14 protein-coding genes and 1 pseudogene are annotated in these 14,669 nt (G+C 72.6%); 8 read left to right on the forward strand and 7 right to left on the reverse strand.

Going from position 1 to position 14,669, the window contains the following annotated elements; genetic code table 11:
• Nucleotides 1–10: 10 nt before the first annotated feature.
• The 4 genes and pseudogenes from ACQCO7_RS43665 to ACQCO7_RS43680 all read right to left on the reverse strand — a co-directional run bounded on the left by ACQCO7_RS43665 (nucleotide 11) and on the right by ACQCO7_RS43680 (nucleotide 3,510).
• Nucleotides 11–1,876, reverse strand: a complete 1,866-nt coding sequence (locus ACQCO7_RS43665) for a CheR family methyltransferase (protein WP_464077066.1) — start codon at nucleotides 1,874–1,876, stop codon at nucleotides 11–13.
• Complete coding sequence (locus tag ACQCO7_RS43670) at nucleotides 1,876–2,475, reverse strand: chemotaxis protein CheB (RefSeq protein WP_464077067.1); 600 nt, start codon at nucleotides 2,473–2,475, stop codon at nucleotides 1,876–1,878. The genes ACQCO7_RS43665 and ACQCO7_RS43670 overlap by 1 nt, the downstream gene beginning before the upstream one ends.
• 117 nt (nucleotides 2,476–2,592) lie before the next feature.
• Nucleotides 2,593–2,698, reverse strand: a pseudogene (locus ACQCO7_RS43675) (IS982 family transposase); the annotation flags it as partial.
• Nucleotides 2,699–2,865: 167 nt separating this feature from the next.
• Entirely contained in the window at nucleotides 2,866–3,510 is a 645-nt protein-coding gene (locus ACQCO7_RS43680) for a TetR/AcrR family transcriptional regulator (RefSeq protein ID WP_464077068.1), read from the reverse strand.
• A gap of 405 nt (nucleotides 3,511–3,915) precedes the next feature.
• On the opposite strand from ACQCO7_RS43680, the gene ACQCO7_RS43685 reads away from it, so the two are divergent.
• The 6 genes from ACQCO7_RS43685 to ACQCO7_RS43710 all read left to right on the forward strand — a co-directional run bounded on the left by ACQCO7_RS43685 (nucleotide 3,916) and on the right by ACQCO7_RS43710 (nucleotide 11,295).
• Nucleotides 3,916–7,101 (forward strand): family 78 glycoside hydrolase catalytic domain, encoded by a 3,186-nt coding sequence (locus tag ACQCO7_RS43685; protein WP_464077069.1) that lies wholly within the window; start codon nucleotides 3,916–3,918, stop codon nucleotides 7,099–7,101.
• 103 nt (nucleotides 7,102–7,204) lie between these two features.
• A complete protein-coding gene (locus ACQCO7_RS43690; protein ID WP_464077070.1) occupies nucleotides 7,205–7,765 on the forward strand; it encodes an RNA polymerase sigma factor in 561 nt (186 codons plus the stop codon).
• A complete protein-coding gene (locus ACQCO7_RS43695) occupies nucleotides 7,762–8,571 on the forward strand; it encodes a zf-HC2 domain-containing protein (protein ID WP_464077071.1) in 810 nt (269 codons plus the stop codon). Before ACQCO7_RS43690 ends, ACQCO7_RS43695 begins: the two co-directional genes overlap by 4 nt.
• Nucleotides 8,565–9,365 carry an ABC transporter ATP-binding protein gene (locus ACQCO7_RS43700; protein WP_464077072.1) on the forward strand — a complete coding sequence of 267 codons (801 nt, stop codon included), beginning with the start codon at nucleotides 8,565–8,567 and terminating at the stop codon, nucleotides 9,363–9,365. Before ACQCO7_RS43695 ends, ACQCO7_RS43700 begins: the two co-directional genes overlap by 7 nt.
• Nucleotides 9,362–10,711 (forward strand): hypothetical protein, encoded by a 1,350-nt coding sequence (locus ACQCO7_RS43705; RefSeq protein ID WP_464077073.1) that lies wholly within the window; start codon nucleotides 9,362–9,364, stop codon nucleotides 10,709–10,711. Before ACQCO7_RS43700 ends, ACQCO7_RS43705 begins: the two co-directional genes overlap by 4 nt.
• Before the next feature lie 29 nt (nucleotides 10,712–10,740).
• Nucleotides 10,741–11,295 (forward strand): hypothetical protein, encoded by a 555-nt coding sequence (locus ACQCO7_RS43710; protein WP_464077074.1) that lies wholly within the window; start codon nucleotides 10,741–10,743, stop codon nucleotides 11,293–11,295.
• 5 nt (nucleotides 11,296–11,300) lie between these two features.
• Here ACQCO7_RS43710 and ACQCO7_RS43715 read toward each other — a convergent pair whose 3' ends face one another.
• Together ACQCO7_RS43715 and ACQCO7_RS43720 are read right to left on the reverse strand one after the other, a co-directional pair.
• Nucleotides 11,301–11,765, reverse strand: coding sequence for a helix-turn-helix domain-containing protein (locus tag ACQCO7_RS43715; RefSeq protein WP_464077075.1), 465 nt, complete (start codon nucleotides 11,763–11,765; stop codon nucleotides 11,301–11,303).
• A gap of 82 nt (nucleotides 11,766–11,847) precedes the next feature.
• Nucleotides 11,848–12,198, reverse strand: coding sequence for a hypothetical protein (locus tag ACQCO7_RS43720; RefSeq protein ID WP_464077076.1), 351 nt, complete (start codon nucleotides 12,196–12,198; stop codon nucleotides 11,848–11,850).
• A 322-nt stretch (nucleotides 12,199–12,520) separates the two neighbouring features.
• On the opposite strand from ACQCO7_RS43720, the gene ACQCO7_RS43725 reads away from it, so the two are divergent.
• Nucleotides 12,521–12,940 carry a DUF4394 domain-containing protein gene (locus ACQCO7_RS43725; RefSeq protein WP_464077077.1) on the forward strand — a complete coding sequence of 140 codons (420 nt, stop codon included), beginning with the start codon at nucleotides 12,521–12,523 and terminating at the stop codon, nucleotides 12,938–12,940.
• 96 nt (nucleotides 12,941–13,036) lie between these two features.
• Nucleotides 13,037–14,026 carry a YeiH family protein gene (locus ACQCO7_RS43730; RefSeq protein WP_464077078.1) on the forward strand — a complete coding sequence of 330 codons (990 nt, stop codon included), beginning with the start codon at nucleotides 13,037–13,039 and terminating at the stop codon, nucleotides 14,024–14,026.
• 67 nt (nucleotides 14,027–14,093) lie between these two features.
• Here the strand turns inward: ACQCO7_RS43730 and ACQCO7_RS43735 are convergent, their stop codons facing one another.
• The gene (locus ACQCO7_RS43735) at nucleotides 14,094–14,594 is read right to left on the reverse strand and encodes a GNAT family N-acetyltransferase (protein ID WP_464077079.1); all 501 of its coding nucleotides are present in this window, start codon (nucleotides 14,592–14,594) and stop codon (nucleotides 14,094–14,096) included.
• Nucleotides 14,595–14,669: the final 75 nt, after the last annotated feature.

A 14,669-nucleotide genomic window follows, 5' to 3' on the forward strand; every position in this document is an offset into this window, starting at 1 on the left:
CGTCGTGGTGTCAGACGGAGTCGTCGCTTCTGCTCTCCTCCATCAGCAGGACGACGCCTCCGTGGTGGCCGTCGAACGGGGAGCAGAACACGTCGCACGTGATGGACCGGCCGATGCGGCTCAGCGCCTCGACGCCGATCGGCCCGGAGCGCTCACGGGTCTTGAGGCAGGTGTGCACGACGGTCTGCAGCACATCGGTGGGCAGCCCGAAGTCCAGTGCGAAGAACTTCTCGTTCATGACCTCGTCCGTACGCAGTCCCCACAGGTCGACCGCGCCCCGGTTCCAGCCCTTGACCTTCAGGTCGCGGTCCAGAACCACCACGCCTGCCTCGATGCTGGTCAGGACGGCCTCCAGGAAGGCCCTGGCCTCGTCCAGCTCCTCGGTGCGGATGCGCATCTCGTCGTTCATGGTCTCCAGTTCCTCGTTGCCCGACTGGAGTTCCTCGTTGGTGGTCTCCAGCTCCTCGTTGGTGGACTGGAGTTCCTCGTTGGTCGTTTCCAGTTCCTCGATGCTGGACTGGAGCTCTTCGTTGGTGGTCTCCAGCTCCTCGTTGGTGGACTGGAGTTCCTCGTACGCCGTCTCCAGATCCTCGCGAACCCGCTTCACCTCGGCCTTCAACTGGGTGGCCACTGTGACGTCGAGGAAGGAGATGGTGGTGGCGACATGCAGACCGCTGGGCCCGGCGATCGGCTGGATGACGATGTCGAAGTACTGGAGGTCTTCTCCTGTCCTGCGCTCCACCCTGTTGACCCGCAGGGTCCGGCGCTCGTGCGTGGACTGGTCGATCAGGGAGCGGAGTTCGACCGGCCGGTAGGAGATCTCCAGGTCCTGGAAGGGGCGCCCGATGTCGCCGGGGGTCAGGCCGAACTGGATCCTCGCCTGGCTGTTGATCACCACGACGGTTCCGTCGTCGTCGATGGCGATCGACGGGGCCGGGCTCGCGTCGAGGACGAGGTCGCGCAGCTGGCGGGTGCGGGCCACCGAGTGGAGTTCGATGCCCGCGCCGGCCCTGATCTTCGTGGGTGTCGGGTGGTACGGCAGCCCGGCGTCGCCCGCGCGGCGCCGGAAGATCCGCTGCCGCATGTTGACCACGTCGAACCGGTCGGCGTCGTTCAGGAGCATCTCGGCCTTGCCGAGGAAGAGGAAGGCGTTCTTGCGCAGGGCGAAGTGGAAGCGGTCGATGATCTGGGTCTGGGCCTCGACGTTGAAGTACATCAGCGTGTTGCGGCAGATCAGCAGGTCGAGCCGGGAGATCGGGGCGTCGCTGGTGATGTCGTGCCGCCCGAAGATCACCCGGCGCCGCAGATCGGGGCGGAAGCCGAACTGCGCGCCGTTCTGCTCGAAGTACTTCTCGCGCAGCTCGGCCGGGAGCGGCTCCAGGGACTTGGCCGGGTAGAGCCCCGACCGGGCCTGGCGCAGCGCCTCCTCGTCTATGTCCGTGGCGTAGATCTTGACACGGCGCAGGCACTCCTCGACGCTGAGCGCCTCCGCGAACATGATGGCCAGGGAGTACGCCTCCTCGCCGCTGGAACAGCCGGCGCTCCACACCCTGATCTCCTGGTCGGGCGGGACGTCCGCGAGCAGCTCGGGGACGACCTCGCTCTGGAGGAAGGTCCAGGCGTCGGGATCGCGGAAGAACGACGTGACGTTGATCAGGATCGTGTTGAAGAGGGCGCCGAATTCGTCGGCGCTGGTTTCGAGGAGATCCTGGTAGTCCTGGTAGGAGCGGACGCCCACGTCGGTCATCCGCTTGTGGATGCGCCGGCCCAGGGTGGAGCGCTTGTAGCCCGTGAAGTCGAAGCCGCGGGCGTCTCTGAGGAAGACCAGCAGCTCCTCCAGCGCCTCGTCGGTCTGTGTGCCCTCTGGTACGCCCATCACTGCCTCTTGACCTCGACAAGTCCGCGGACGACCGCCGCGATCTCCTCAAGGGGTAGCACGAAGTCCACCGCTCCCGTGTCCACCGCGGCCTGCGGCATCCCCGCGAACTCCGCCGACCGCGGATCCTGGGCGATCACCGTGCCGCCGCGCGACTTGACGGCGTCCACGCCCATCGCGCCGTCGTGGCCGGTCCCGGTGAGTACGCAGGCGATCGCCTGCGGCCCGTAGGCGCCGGCGACGGACTCGAAGAGGAGGTCGGCGGAGGGGCGTACGAAGTGGACGAGCTCGGTGTCGGACAGCGACATGACGCCGTCGGCGCCGATGAGGAGGTGCCGGTCGGGAGGGGCGATGTAGACGGTGCCGGGCTGTGCGTGTTCCCCGGCCTCCGCGAGCTTGACCGGAAGGTCGGTGCGGCGGGAGAGGACGTCGGCGATCACCGTCCGGTGCCGGGGGTCGAGGTGCTGGACCACCAGCACGGGCACGGAGAGCTCCGGGCCCAGCGCCCCCAGGAGCTCGGTCAGCCCGTGGATGCCGCCGGCGGATGACGCGACAGCGACGATGGCGTATTGGTCCGTGGAGGACTGGTCGGCCGTCACACTGGCGAGCCTAGCGGAGCCCGGGGACGGGCGGGAACTTCCTACAGGCCGATCGTGTCAAGTCCCTGTGGCGAATTTCCTCCCGACGGAGGAGTTCAGCGCTTTGCGGAGTGCGTGGTGATCGTAAGCGGTCAGGGAGCGTGGAACGGGTTGCCCGGTGGCGTCGTTCGAGATCGAGTTGCCCCTTGAACGTCTCGTTGATCGACTCGATGACCTCGCGGACCCGCACCGTGGTCACCGCAGCGACATCGGCGCCGGGCTCCAGGCGGAGCACCGGCCGACCATCCGCCGCTCTCGGCAACGGCGCGTCCGTGCACAACAGCGCGTCGCGCAACTCGAACAACGCGTCGCCCTGATGCGCCGAACCCACGACCACGGCCTATGACAAGCTCACCCCACCCCCGCCTCCCCGAACCCCCGCATCACCGCCTCCGTCTGCCCCGGCGTCAACGCCCCCACCGACAACGGATGCGCCGCCTCCGCCCGCAGCCCGTCCAGCAGGAACCCGACGCTGCGGCGCCACGCGTCCGGCGCCACCCGTGACGTGTTGCGGACCAGCATCGCCGTGGACCACCACACGAACAGCATGTCCTCCCGCGTGAAGTCGGCCCGCAGCGCCCCCGCCCGCTGCGCCCGCTCGATGATCTGCCGCTCCCTGTCCTCGGTGACCCGGCACACGTCGGACAACCGGTCGGCGGCGTACCGCCGGGAGACGACGTCGTTGAGGGCGGGGTCGGACGCCTGGACGCGGCAGACGTCCTCCACGTACCCCGTGAACGCCTCCCAGGGATCGGCGCAGGCCAGCGCCTTGTCGGCGACCCTGTCCAGCGCGTCCTGCGCGAGGTCCGGCACGACCGCGTCGATGAGCGCCTCGCGCGAGCCGAACCGGTTGTAGAGGGTCCCCGCGCTGACCCCGGCCCGCTTGGCGATCTCCTCCAGCGGCGCGTGCAGCCCCTTCTCGCGGAACACCTCGACGGCCGCCGCCTTCAGCTTCTCGATGTTGCGGCGCGCGTCCGCCCGCAGGACCTGGGCCATCGAACCCTCCTCATAACTTGATGCCACCACCAACTTTACCGCCCGGACCCCGCACACACCCGGCGCAAGGCCCCCGCCCGGCGAGGCGGCGGAACCGGACAACCTCCACGGCACCACAAACCCGCCCCGATCACCGCGGAGCACACCGCACACCTCGTCAGCGCGTCGCCACAGCACACCGACAGGCGCTCCGCATAATGGCGACGGCAGTCAGGAGATCGGCTCATATGTGCCGACCCACCCCTCCGGGCCCAGGTGTCACGCTTGGCGATCTCGCTGTGCCGGGCAGCCTCGGAGGGATCGCTTCCGGCTTGCGGGAAGGGGGAGTTGGACGACTCGCACCCAGCCCGCCGTACGGCCCGACCGAGGCGACGCACCCTGAACGGCCGATTCGAAGGAGCTCGCATGTCCAAGCAGCAGAGCGGCGTCCTCAGCCGCAGACAGGTCGTCGGAAGGCTCGCGGCGACCGGAGTGGCGCTGACCGTCGCTCCGGCCCTGCCCGCCGAGGCGGAGGCCGCCGAGTCCGACGCCGTCCCCGGACCGACCGTCAGGGACCTGACCGTCGACGGCCGTACGGGACGCCTCCTCGGCGTCGACGACACCGCCCCCCGGCTCGGCTGGCGCACGGAGGGCGTGAACCGCGGCTGGACGCAGGCCGCGTACCGCATCCGCGCCGCGCGCGGCGCACGGGACCTGGCGGCGGGACGGTACCTCTGGGACTCCGGCACGGTCCGCTCGGCGGCCCAGCACGACATCCCCTGGGGCGGACCGCCGCCGGGCTCCCGGCAGGAGGTCGTCTGGCAGGTCCGCACCTGGGGCACCGACGGTTCCACGACCGGCTGGAGCAGCCCGGCGACCTGGGAGACGGGCCTGCTCAGACCCTCCGACTGGGGCGGGGCCCGCTGGATCGACCACCCCGCCCGCACCCTCGACCAGCCCCTCCCGCTCTTCGCCCGCGCCTTCTCGACGACGGGCCGCACCACCAGGGCCCGGCTGTACGTCTCCGGCGTCGGCCTGCACGAGGTCACCCTGAACGGCGCCCCCGTCACCGACGAGGTCCTCGCCCCCGGCAACTCCAACTACCAGCTCTCCACGGAGTACCGCGCCTACGACGTGACGCACCTCGTCCGCCCCGGCGCCAACACCCTCGGCGTCGCCCTGGGCCACGGCACCGCCCTGGTCACCCGCTCCGTCACCAACCCGGCGACCGGGCGCGCCGCGCCGTACTCCTGGTGGCAGAGCCAGTCCAAGGGCGACGGCACGCTCGTGGCACCGGCCGAGGCGGGCGCCACCACCGTCAAGGTGAGCGGCGTCGCCGGCTACCACGTCGGCGGCACCGTCAACGTCGACACCGGCGACGGCGGCGTACGCCTGGAGTCCCGCAGGATCACCGCCGTCGGCACGGCGGGCGCGGACGGCACCGGCATCACCTTCACCCCCGGCCTCACCGCGTCCCACGCCACCGGCGTACGGGTCACCGGCTCCGGCAACCCCCTCGCGAGCACCGACCCCAGCGCGGGCGCCGCCGTCGCCCCCCGCCTCATCGCCCGCCTCGAACTGACCGGCGCCGACGGCACGGTCCACGCGATCGTCAGCGACCGCACCTGGCGCACCGCGCTCGGCCCCGAGACCACCGCGAACTGGTTCTCCGGCTCCGACTACGACGCCCGCCGCGAACAACCCGGCTGGAACGCCCCCGGAGCCGACCTCACCCCCACCGCGCGACGCCGCGACGGCACCCCCGTCGACTGGACGGCGGCAGGCTTCGCACCGCCCCCCAACCTCACCACCGCCCTCGTCTGGCGCATCGGCGAACCGGTGAAGATCGCAGCCCGCCTCCGCCCGGTCGGCATCACCCAGCCCCGACCAGGCGTCTGGGTCTTCGACTTCGGCCAGAACTTCGCGGGCTGGCCCCAACTGCGCCTGACCGGCACGCTCCCCGCCGGGACGACCGTCACGATGCGGCCCGCCGAGTCCCTCAACGCCGACGGCACGGTCGACCAGCTCTCCGTCATGGGCGGCGGCGCCGTACGCGGCACGGACGTCTTCGACGCGTACACCACGTACGGCGCGCCCGGCGGCGAGACCTGGCACCCCCGGTTCCACTACTTCGGCATGCAGTGGGTCCAGGTCACCGGCCTGCCCGCCGGGTACACCCCGACCGAGGACACGCTCACCGGACTCCAGGTCCACGCCGACGTCCCCGCCGCCGGGGACGTACGCACCTCGAACGAGCGCGTCAACCGGATCCACCGCATGGCCCGGTACTCGATCATGAGCAACACCATGTCCACCTTCACGGACTGCCCCGGCCGCGAGAAACTCGCCTACCCCGCCGACTACCTCCAGCCCTTCGGCGCCCTGCACCGCACCTTCGGGTACGGCGCCTACCTGCGCACCATGGCGCGCCATCTGGTGGAGGGCCAGTCGCGGGCCGGGGACAACATCGGGAACGTCGCGCTGAAGGCGCCCGTGTACGACTACGGCTACCTCGGCCGGTACGGCGACGAGATCAACTGGGGCGACGGGATCGTCCTCACGCCGTGGCTGCTGTACCGGACGTACGGCGACACGCAGGCCATGGCCCGCGCCTACCCCCGGATGCAGGCATTCCTGGCCTACATCCGCACCAAGAAGGCGGGCACGGGCGCCGACGCGCACATCGTCGACGCGGCCCTCGCCGACTGGAGTTCCGCCGAGGCCACCTCCGGGCGGATCACCGGCACCTGGGCCTACCACCAGGTCGCCGACCGGATGGCGCGGATGGCCGCGCTCATCGGACGCGACGGCGACGCGAGCGAGTACCGCGACCTCGCCTCGACCATCAAGCGCGCCTTCAACGACGCCTTCTACAACAGCGCGCTGGGCCGCTACACCAGCCAGGGCGACCAGGGCACGGCCGGCGCGACCCAGGCCGCGCAAGGGCTCGCGCTCGACGAGGGGCTCGTACCCGACGCGGAGCGCGGGCGCGTGCTCGACGCGCTGGTCGAACTGATCGAGGGCTACCACCCGTTCGGCGGCGGCCCCCACCTCAGCGCCGGGACGATCGGGCTGTCCCCGGTGATCCGGTCCCTGATCGCCGGGGGCCGCGACGACGTCCTGTGGAACGTCCTCCAGGAGAACACCCGCCCCAGCTACGGCTACTTCCTGACCCCCACCACCGCCAACCCCCAGGGCCTGACGACCGTCCCGGAACAGTGGGACCTGCTCAACTCGAAGAACCACATGATCCTCCTCCAGATCGACGAGTGGTTCCACAGCGCCCTCGCGGGCATCCGGCAGACGGACACCTCCGTCGCCTACCGCGACCTCGTCATCGACCCCCGCCCGGTCGGTGACCTCACCGAGGCCGCCGGCAGCTACCGCACCCCCTACGGCGAGGTCACCTCCGCGTGGTCGCGCCAGGGAGGTGTCTTCCGCCTCACGGCCGTGATCCCGCCCAACACCAGCGCCGAGATCCGCGTCCCGGCCGGCGGCGGCGCACCGCCCGCGGCCAGTGGGGGCGCGGTCCTCCAGGGCATCGAGGGGGACCGGGCCGTCTACCGGGCGGGCTCCGGGACGTATCGCTTTGTCTCCCGCGTGAGCTCCTGAGAACACCGGGGCGCCGGCCGTCCCTCCGGCCGGCGCCCCGATATGTGTGACGCGGATCACCTCTTGAGGAAAACCTGACGCCCACGCCCCGCGTCTTGGGGGTGTGAGAGCACGAGGAAGACCACCCGGCGAGCTCGACGAGGAACACCTCGTCCGGCGCATCGCCCACGGGGACCGGGCCGCGTTCGAGGAGCTGTACCGGCGCACCTCGCCCTGGATGGCCGTACGGCTGCGCAGGCGCTGCGCCGACGAGCAGATCGTCGCCGAGGTCATGCAGGAGACGTACCTCGCGGTGTGGCGCGCGGCCGGCGCCTTCGTCGGAACGGCGGCCGGCGGGAGCGCCGTCGGCTGGCTGTGGACGATCGCGGCCCGCCGCCTCGTCGACGCGTTCCGGCGCCGCGCCCACCACGCGCAGCCCCCGGCCGAGGCCGCCCCGCGCCACCCGGCACCCGCCGCCGAGGACGAGGCGCTCGCCGCGGCCGTCGGCGGCGAGGTCGGCGACGCCCTGCACCGCCTCGCCCCCGAACTCCGGGACGTCCTCCAGGCGTTGGTGCTCGACGGGCTGTCCGTCCGCGAGACCTCCGTCCTGCTCGGCCTGCCCGAGGGAACCGTCAAGACCCGCGCCCGCCGGGCCCGGACCGAGATGCGGAAGGCGCTGACATGAACGCGGACCACGCGTCGACGCGACTCGTCGACGGCTACGCGCGCGGCGACACACACCTCGCCCCCGACGAGGTGTGGGCCCTGGAAGCCCACCTGGAGACGTGCCCCACCTGCCGCGAGCGGCTCTCGGCCGCCGTCACCACACAGGCACCCGCCGTCGCGGCCCTCACGGACACCGTCTGGGTCGGCCTCGAACCCCGCCTCACCCCACCGCCCGCCCGGCACCGCCGCACGGCACGCCTCGCCCGCTGGCTGACCCCCGCGATGGTCCCCTGGCTCGCCATGGCGGTCAGCGTCACCCTGATCGCCCTGCTCCTGGACCTGACCGGCGCGGGCAGGGTCTCGCTCGTCCTGCTGCTCGCCCCCGTCCTGCCCATCCTCGGCGTCGCCGCGTCCTGGTCGCGCGGCCTGGACCCGGCGTACGAACTCACCGCCTCCACCCCTCGGTCCGGGCTCTACCTGGTGCTGCGGCGCACCGCGTCCGTCCTCGCCGTCGTCGTCCCCGTGCTGCTCCTGTGCGGCTGGGCGACCGGGGCGAGCGCCGCGCAGTGGCTGCTGCCCTGCCTCGCGCTCACCTCCACGACGCTGGCGCTCGGCGGGGTCGTCGGGGTGACCCGGGCCGCCGTCGCGCTCGCCGCCGGGTGGGCCGCGGGAGTGGTGGCGCCGGCGCTGGCCGTCGGCCGTACGACCGTCGTCCTGGGGACGGGCGGGATGCCGGTGTGGGGGATCGTCCTCGCCGCCGGCGTGGGTGTGGTCGTCGTGCGCCGAGGGGCGTACGCCAACGAGGGAAGGAACACGTCATGGTGAGCGCGTCCGACATCGCGCCGACGACCTACGCCTGGCAGATCCGGGCGACCGGGCTGAAGGTCAGGGTCGGCAGGAACCGGATGGCCGTCGACGGCCTCAACCTGTCGCTCGGGACCGGAGTGCACGGCCTCCTCGGGCCGAACGGGGCCGGGAAGACCACCCTCATCCGGGCCCTGGCCACCGTCCTGCGGCCCACCGAGGGGAGCCTCGAACTGCTCGGAGAGTCCGTGGGGGAGCGGGGCGAGCACCGGGCCGTACGGCGGCGGATCGGGTATCTGCCGCAGGAGTTCGGCTACTACAAGCGGTTCACCGTCCGCGAGTTCGTCGAGTACATGGCCTGGCTGAAGGAGGTGCCCAAGGCCGACGTCCCGGCCGCCGTGCAGCGCGCCGTGGAACGCGTCGGCCTCGCCGACCGCGCCGACTCGCGCATGAAGACCCTCTCCGGCGGGATGGTGCGGCGCGTCGGCATCGCGCAGGCCATCGTCAACGACCCGGCGCTCCTGCTGCTCGACGAACCCACCGTCGGCCTCGACCCCGCCCAGCGCCTGCGCTTCCGTGAACTCCTCCAGGAACTCGGCCAGGACACCTGCGTCGTCGTCTCCACCCACCTCGTCGAGGACGTGGCCGCCGCCTGCACCAGCGTCGTCCTCTTCGACGAAGGACGCCTCGTCATCCAGGGCACCCCCGAGGAACTCGCCGCGGCAGGCGGACCCGACCACCTCGGCGACAGCCCCCTCGAACGCGGCTACTCCGCCCTGCTCCAGCACCCCGGACGAGGGAAGGGCTCCTGGTGAACGTCCTGCGCACCGAACTGAAACGCTCCGCCGCCCCCTGGGCCGGCGCCCTGGTCCTCACGACCTCGCTCGCCTTCCTCCACCTCCCCGACGCCGCCTGGTGGAGAGGCACCACCGCGTGGACCGCCCAGTGGACGCCCCTCGCCCTGTGGACCCGCTCCCTCCTCTTCTACCTGTGGCCCCTGGCCGTCGGCATCGGCGCCCTCCAGGGCCTGCGCGACCACCGCTCGACGATGTCCGAACTCCTGACGAGCACCCCGCGCCCCGCCTGGCACCGCGCCGCCCTCCGGGCCGGTACGACGGCGGCGGCGCTGGCCGTCGGCTTCGCGCTGCTCGTCCTCGTCGGCGGGGTCCAGGTCCTGGCCCACTCGGAATACCCGCACCTCGGCTGGCTCCCGGTCTCCCTCGTCGCCGTCCTCGCCCTCGCCGCCGGAGCCGTCCTCGGCATGGGCATCGCCCGCGCCCTGCCCTCCCCGCTCACCCCGCCCGCCCTCGCCGTCGGCGCGTTCGCGTTCACGGCGCTCCTGCACATGTCCCTCGGCCGCACGCGGACGACCACACCGGACGGCTTCCCCGTCTCCCGGCCGAACCGGCTCTCCCTCCTCTCCCCGGCCATCGACGACGTCCGCGCCGCCTACGTCACGCTCTCCGGCGCCGTCGACCTCGGCCAGACCCTGTGGTTCCTCGGCCTCACCGTCACCGGCTTCGCCCTGCTCGTCGCGACGACCCGCCGCACCCGCCTGCTCGCCCTCACCCCGGCCCTCGCCTGCACGGCCCTCGCCCTGCTGGTCCTGCCGACGGACCCGGGCCGCATGTACGTCGTCGACCAGGCCGCCGCCGCGCCGGTCTGCGACGGCCCCGTCTGCGTCACCAGGACCCACCGGGACCGCCTCACAGGCCTCGCGGGCCCCGGCAGGGAAGCACTCCGCCGCCTGCACACCGCCCTCGGCGACAGCGCGCCGGTTGCCGTGCGCGAGAACACGACGCTCCTGCCCGAGGGCTCCACACCCCGCTGGTCCCGCGACACCGTCCTCGTCGACTTCGACACCCTCACCCCCGAGAAGGGCGAGGCACTGACCCGGGCACTCATCGGGCTGGGGATGGTCCCCGGCTGCACGCCCGTCGGCTGGCAGGGCATGGGCGAGGAGGACATCGCGCGGACCGTCGCGGTGGGGTGGGCGCTGGGGAGCCTGGAACCCTCGGCCGACGCGCAGGCGCGTACGGCGTGGCGGGACCTGAGGGCACGGCCGTATCCCGAGCAGCTCGCGCGGATCGCCGCGATGCGGACGGCGGCGTACAGCTGCCGGGGCGAGCCGTTCGAGGCGCTGAAGGGCGGGGGCCGGTGAGGTGGCCGGCCCCGGAGGGGCGGATTCCGATGAGATGGCTGACGCTGTACGCCCGCTCCCGCCAGGTCCCCGCGACGCTCGCCGTGATCCTGATCGGTACGGCCTTGGCCCGGGCGTTCACCCGCGACGGCACCGGCGACCCGCGTCTGACCACCCTCGCCCTCGCGACCGGCGCGATGGCCGCCTCCACCGGCCTCGGCGGCCAGGACCCCGCCCTCGACCGCACCGCCGCGATCCGCTGGACCACCCGCAGAGCCGCCCACGTCCTGCTCGCCGCCGCACTCCTGACAGCGGCCCTGCTGGTGACGGGGACACCCGTCGCCCTGATCGCCCGCGACAGCGCGGGCCTGATGGGCCTGGCGGCCCTGGGCGCGGCCCTCCACGGCGCCCACCACGCCTGGACCCTCCCCTTCGGCTGGCTCGCCCTCGCGTTCGTCACCCCGCCCCCGACGAGCACGGCGACCCGGATCGCCTCCTGGCCCCTGCTGCCGCCCGACTCGACGGCAGCCGCCTGGACCGCGCTGGTCCTCACGGTCACCGGGGTCACGGCGTACGCGCTGGCGGGACCGTCCCGGCGAGGGTGAGCCGCTCAGCTCCACGCCCCCGGCAGATCCCGCGTCACGACCGTGCTCAGCACCCCTCGCGTCGACGCCGGGTCCAGGCCCGTGAGGTCGCGGACCCGGCGCAGGCGGTGGTCCAGGGTGCGGGGGTGGACGTTGAGTGTGCTCGCGGTGAGGGCGCGGTTCATGTCGCAGTGGTAGTACGGGTCGAGGGTCAGGAGCAGGTCGGGGCCGGGTGCGAGGAGCCGGGCGTCGGCGAATGGGGCGTCCGCGACCGCGAGGGTGTGGGGGCGCCGCCGGTCCGGCGCCCGGCGCAGGGGCGCCGTACGGCTGATGTGCCGGGCCCGGTCGAGGGCGTCGGCGAGAACCGGCCCGCCGGCGGTGCCGGCCGCGCAGGGGTGGCCCAGCGCCTCGGCGAAGTCCCTTACCAGGGCGGCGACTTCACGGCCCTCGGGGGTCAGCGTGATCAGCTCGCCGCAGCGGGACGCCACCACAGCGGCACCCGGTGCGTCCTCGCCAGCGCCTCGACCTCCGCGTCCAGGTCCCGCTCGTCACCGGGCCGGTCCGGCACCCGGATCACCGACACCTCGTAGGCGTCGGCCGGTTCGACACCGGCGACCCGCGCCAGCTCCTTCGCCACCGGGTATCGGCCAGCAGGGCCTTGGTGAGCAGCGCGACTTGGGCGACGTACGGCAGCCGCCGGCGCAGCGCCGTCACGAACCCCCGGCAGTAGGCGTCGATGCCGCGCTCACCCTGCGGGGCGAACCAGCCCATGACGCCCATGAGTTCGTCGAGGCTCCCGTCGCTGCGGGCCCGCGTAGCCTCGTCGATCTCGCGCAGCACCCCCTGCCGCGACGTGAGGGACATGCCGGTACCGGCCCTCAACTCGCCCATCGACGCGATGTGGTCGAGATCGCTGTCGGTCAACATCCCGCTGTCCGAGGCCGGTTCGACCGTGCGTCGCCTGAACCACACCGCGTACTCCAGGGCTTGGGCCTTCCCTCGGGAGTCGGAGTCGAGGGAGGCGAACTCCGGGATCTCGCGGGTGTACGCCTCGACCTCGCGACGGGCGTTGACCGGTGCCTGGCGGGCCGTCGGCGCGCGGGAGGGCCGTAGGAGAAAACCGGACCTGTGTTTGTCAGTCGGGGTGAAGGCGTGAAGAGTGTGGAGGCCGTGGGTTCGTGAGGGTGCGCAAAGTTCGCGGGGCGGGTGGGCGCGCGCTTAATGGGACCGCGAGGGCGCCCTCGCCATGGCCGGCACACCCGCCCCCACCGCGCCCGCCGTACCCAGCCTGCGAGCCTTCGGGATCACCGGCGACGGCACCCTGATGGCCACCTTCACCACCGACCGGCCCCAGGTCCTCGACTGGGTCCGCGTCATCACCGGACTCAGCGGCGACACCACGCTCGTCGACGTCGACACCTCCAACGACCAGATCGTCATCCAGTCGCCCCCGAACGCCGGGAACCTCGACGCGGGCATCGACATCTTCAGCACCCTCACCAACGGCAAGACGACCGCCAACGCGGCCTTCGCCTCCCTGACGCCGTACGGCGCGAGCACCCCGACCCTCTACGGCGTCGACATCCTCACCGGCTCCCCCACGGCGATCGGCCAGTTCCCGCTCAACACCACCGACCTCACCATCACCCTCACGGGCACCTACTGACCCGGCGCGCAGCGCCGCCGACTCATTCACCGCGTTGATGACCTACGCGCAAAATGACCGCTACCGGCCCGCCCGCACCCCGTCGACGATCGGTGCATGAGCACAACAGGACAGGCCGTCGCGTCCCGAACCCTCACGCCAGGGCTTCTCGTGGCGGCGACCGGTACGGCCGTGGCGTTCACACTCAGCTCCCGCGTACCGGCGGTGAGCGCGCTCACGGCCGCCGTCGTGCTCGGGGTCGCGGTCGGCGGGGTGCTTCCGGAGGAGACGCGGGACGGCATGACCTGGGCGGCGCGCAAGTGCCTGCGCCTCGGCGTCGTCCTGCTCGGACTCCAGCTCGGGCTCGGGGAGGTCCTCGGCCTCGGCGCCGGGACGGTCGCGGCCGTCGTCCTCACCGTCCTCGTCACCTTCGCCGGGACGCTCCTGCTCGGCCGGCTCCTGCGCGTCCCGCCCGGCCTCACGCTCATGGTCGCGACCGGGTTCTCGATCTGCGGCGCCTCCGCGATCGCCGCGATGGACAGCGTCACCGACACCGACAAGGAGGAGGTCGCCACCGCCGTCACCCTCGTGACCCTCTACGGCAGCGCCGCGATCGCCTTCCTGCCGTTCCTCGGCCGCGCCCTCGCCCTGAGCCCCGAACACCTCGGCACCTGGGCGGGAATCTCCGTCCACGAGGTCGCCCAGGTCGTCGCGGCGGCCTCCCCGGCGGGCCCCGGCGCGGTCGCGGTCGCCGTCGTCGTCAAGCTGACCAGGGTGGTCCTGCTGGCGCCGATGGTCGCCGGAGCCGGCGCCGTACACCGCCGCCGCACCCCGGGCGACCGCCCCGCGCTCGTCCCCCTGTTCGTCGCCGGCTTCCTGGCGACGATGCTGCTGCGCACGACCGGCACCGTCCCGATGGCGGTCCTGACCTCGGCCAGGACCACCACCACACTCCTGTTCACCGCCGCCCTCTTCGCCCTGGGCAGCGGCGTACGGATCGGCGCCCTGCTGCGGACGGGGAGGCGGGGGCTGCTCCTGGGGGCGCTGTCCACGGTCCTGGTCACGACGGTGGGGTACGGCGCGCTGACGGCGGTCGGCACCTTCTGACGGCCTTGTCCCGGACGGCTCGTGCGGGGGGATGATCTCGGCCGTGGCGCGTGGAGATCCGACTCACTCACACGGCTCGTTCCATGCAGACCAGCTGGTCCCGCTCGTCCCACGACTCGGTGACGGTGAATCCGAGCCGCTCGTACAGGGCGATCGCGCCTGCCCGCCACTTCCACACCGACAGCCGCACCGCGCTGACGCCGCTTTCCGCGGCATGCGCGAGCGCGGCGCCGACCAGGCTTGACGCGATGCCCCGCCCCCGGAACGCCGAGTGCGTCCAGAGCCTTTTGACCTCGGACCGTCCGTCGACAGGAGCGGTCACCACCAGGCAGCCCACCGCGGTGTTCCCGCTCAGAGCCAGCAGCACGACATCGTCGGCGAACACGGCCCGTGGATCCGCGACCTCTGCCCGGTAGCGCTCCGGCAACCCGTCCACACCGGCGACGGCCTCACCCTTCTCGGCCTGCGTCTGTAGATGGTAGGCCGCCAGCAGATCCGCCGGCCCGTCCTGGGCGGAAGGCGCCTGACCCGGCCAGCGGACGACGGCAACCTCGCGTCGATCAGTCATGACCTGAGCATCGCACGACACCTACCAGGGCGGCCCCGGCAGCACCGCCCGCCTGAACGCCGCCCTCGACGGCGT

Source organism: Streptomyces saintjeani (genome assembly GCF_055409605.1).

Excerpts from the sequence above, each read along its gene's own strand:
- ACQCO7_RS43665 (WP_464077066.1), bottom strand. The coding sequence starts at position 1,876 with ATGGGCGTACCAGAGGGCACACAGACCGACGAGGCGCTGGAGGAGCTG.
- ACQCO7_RS43695 (WP_464077071.1), top strand. The coding sequence starts at position 7,762 with ATGAACGCGGACCACGCGTCGACGCGACTCGTCGACGGCTACGCGCGC.
- ACQCO7_RS43730 (WP_464077078.1), top strand. The coding sequence starts at position 13,037 with ATGAGCACAACAGGACAGGCCGTCGCGTCCCGAACCCTCACGCCAGGG.
- ACQCO7_RS43725 (WP_464077077.1), top strand. The coding sequence starts at position 12,521 with ATGGCCGGCACACCCGCCCCCACCGCGCCCGCCGTACCCAGCCTGCGA.
- ACQCO7_RS43680 (WP_464077068.1), bottom strand. The coding sequence starts at position 3,510 with ATGGCCCAGGTCCTGCGGGCGGACGCGCGCCGCAACATCGAGAAGCTG.
- ACQCO7_RS43735 (WP_464077079.1), bottom strand. The coding sequence starts at position 14,594 with ATGACTGATCGACGCGAGGTTGCCGTCGTCCGCTGGCCGGGTCAGGCG.
- ACQCO7_RS43700 (WP_464077072.1), top strand. The coding sequence starts at position 8,565 with ATGGTGAGCGCGTCCGACATCGCGCCGACGACCTACGCCTGGCAGATC.
- ACQCO7_RS43685 (WP_464077069.1), top strand. The coding sequence starts at position 3,916 with ATGTCCAAGCAGCAGAGCGGCGTCCTCAGCCGCAGACAGGTCGTCGGA.
- ACQCO7_RS43710 (WP_464077074.1), top strand. The coding sequence starts at position 10,741 with ATGAGATGGCTGACGCTGTACGCCCGCTCCCGCCAGGTCCCCGCGACG.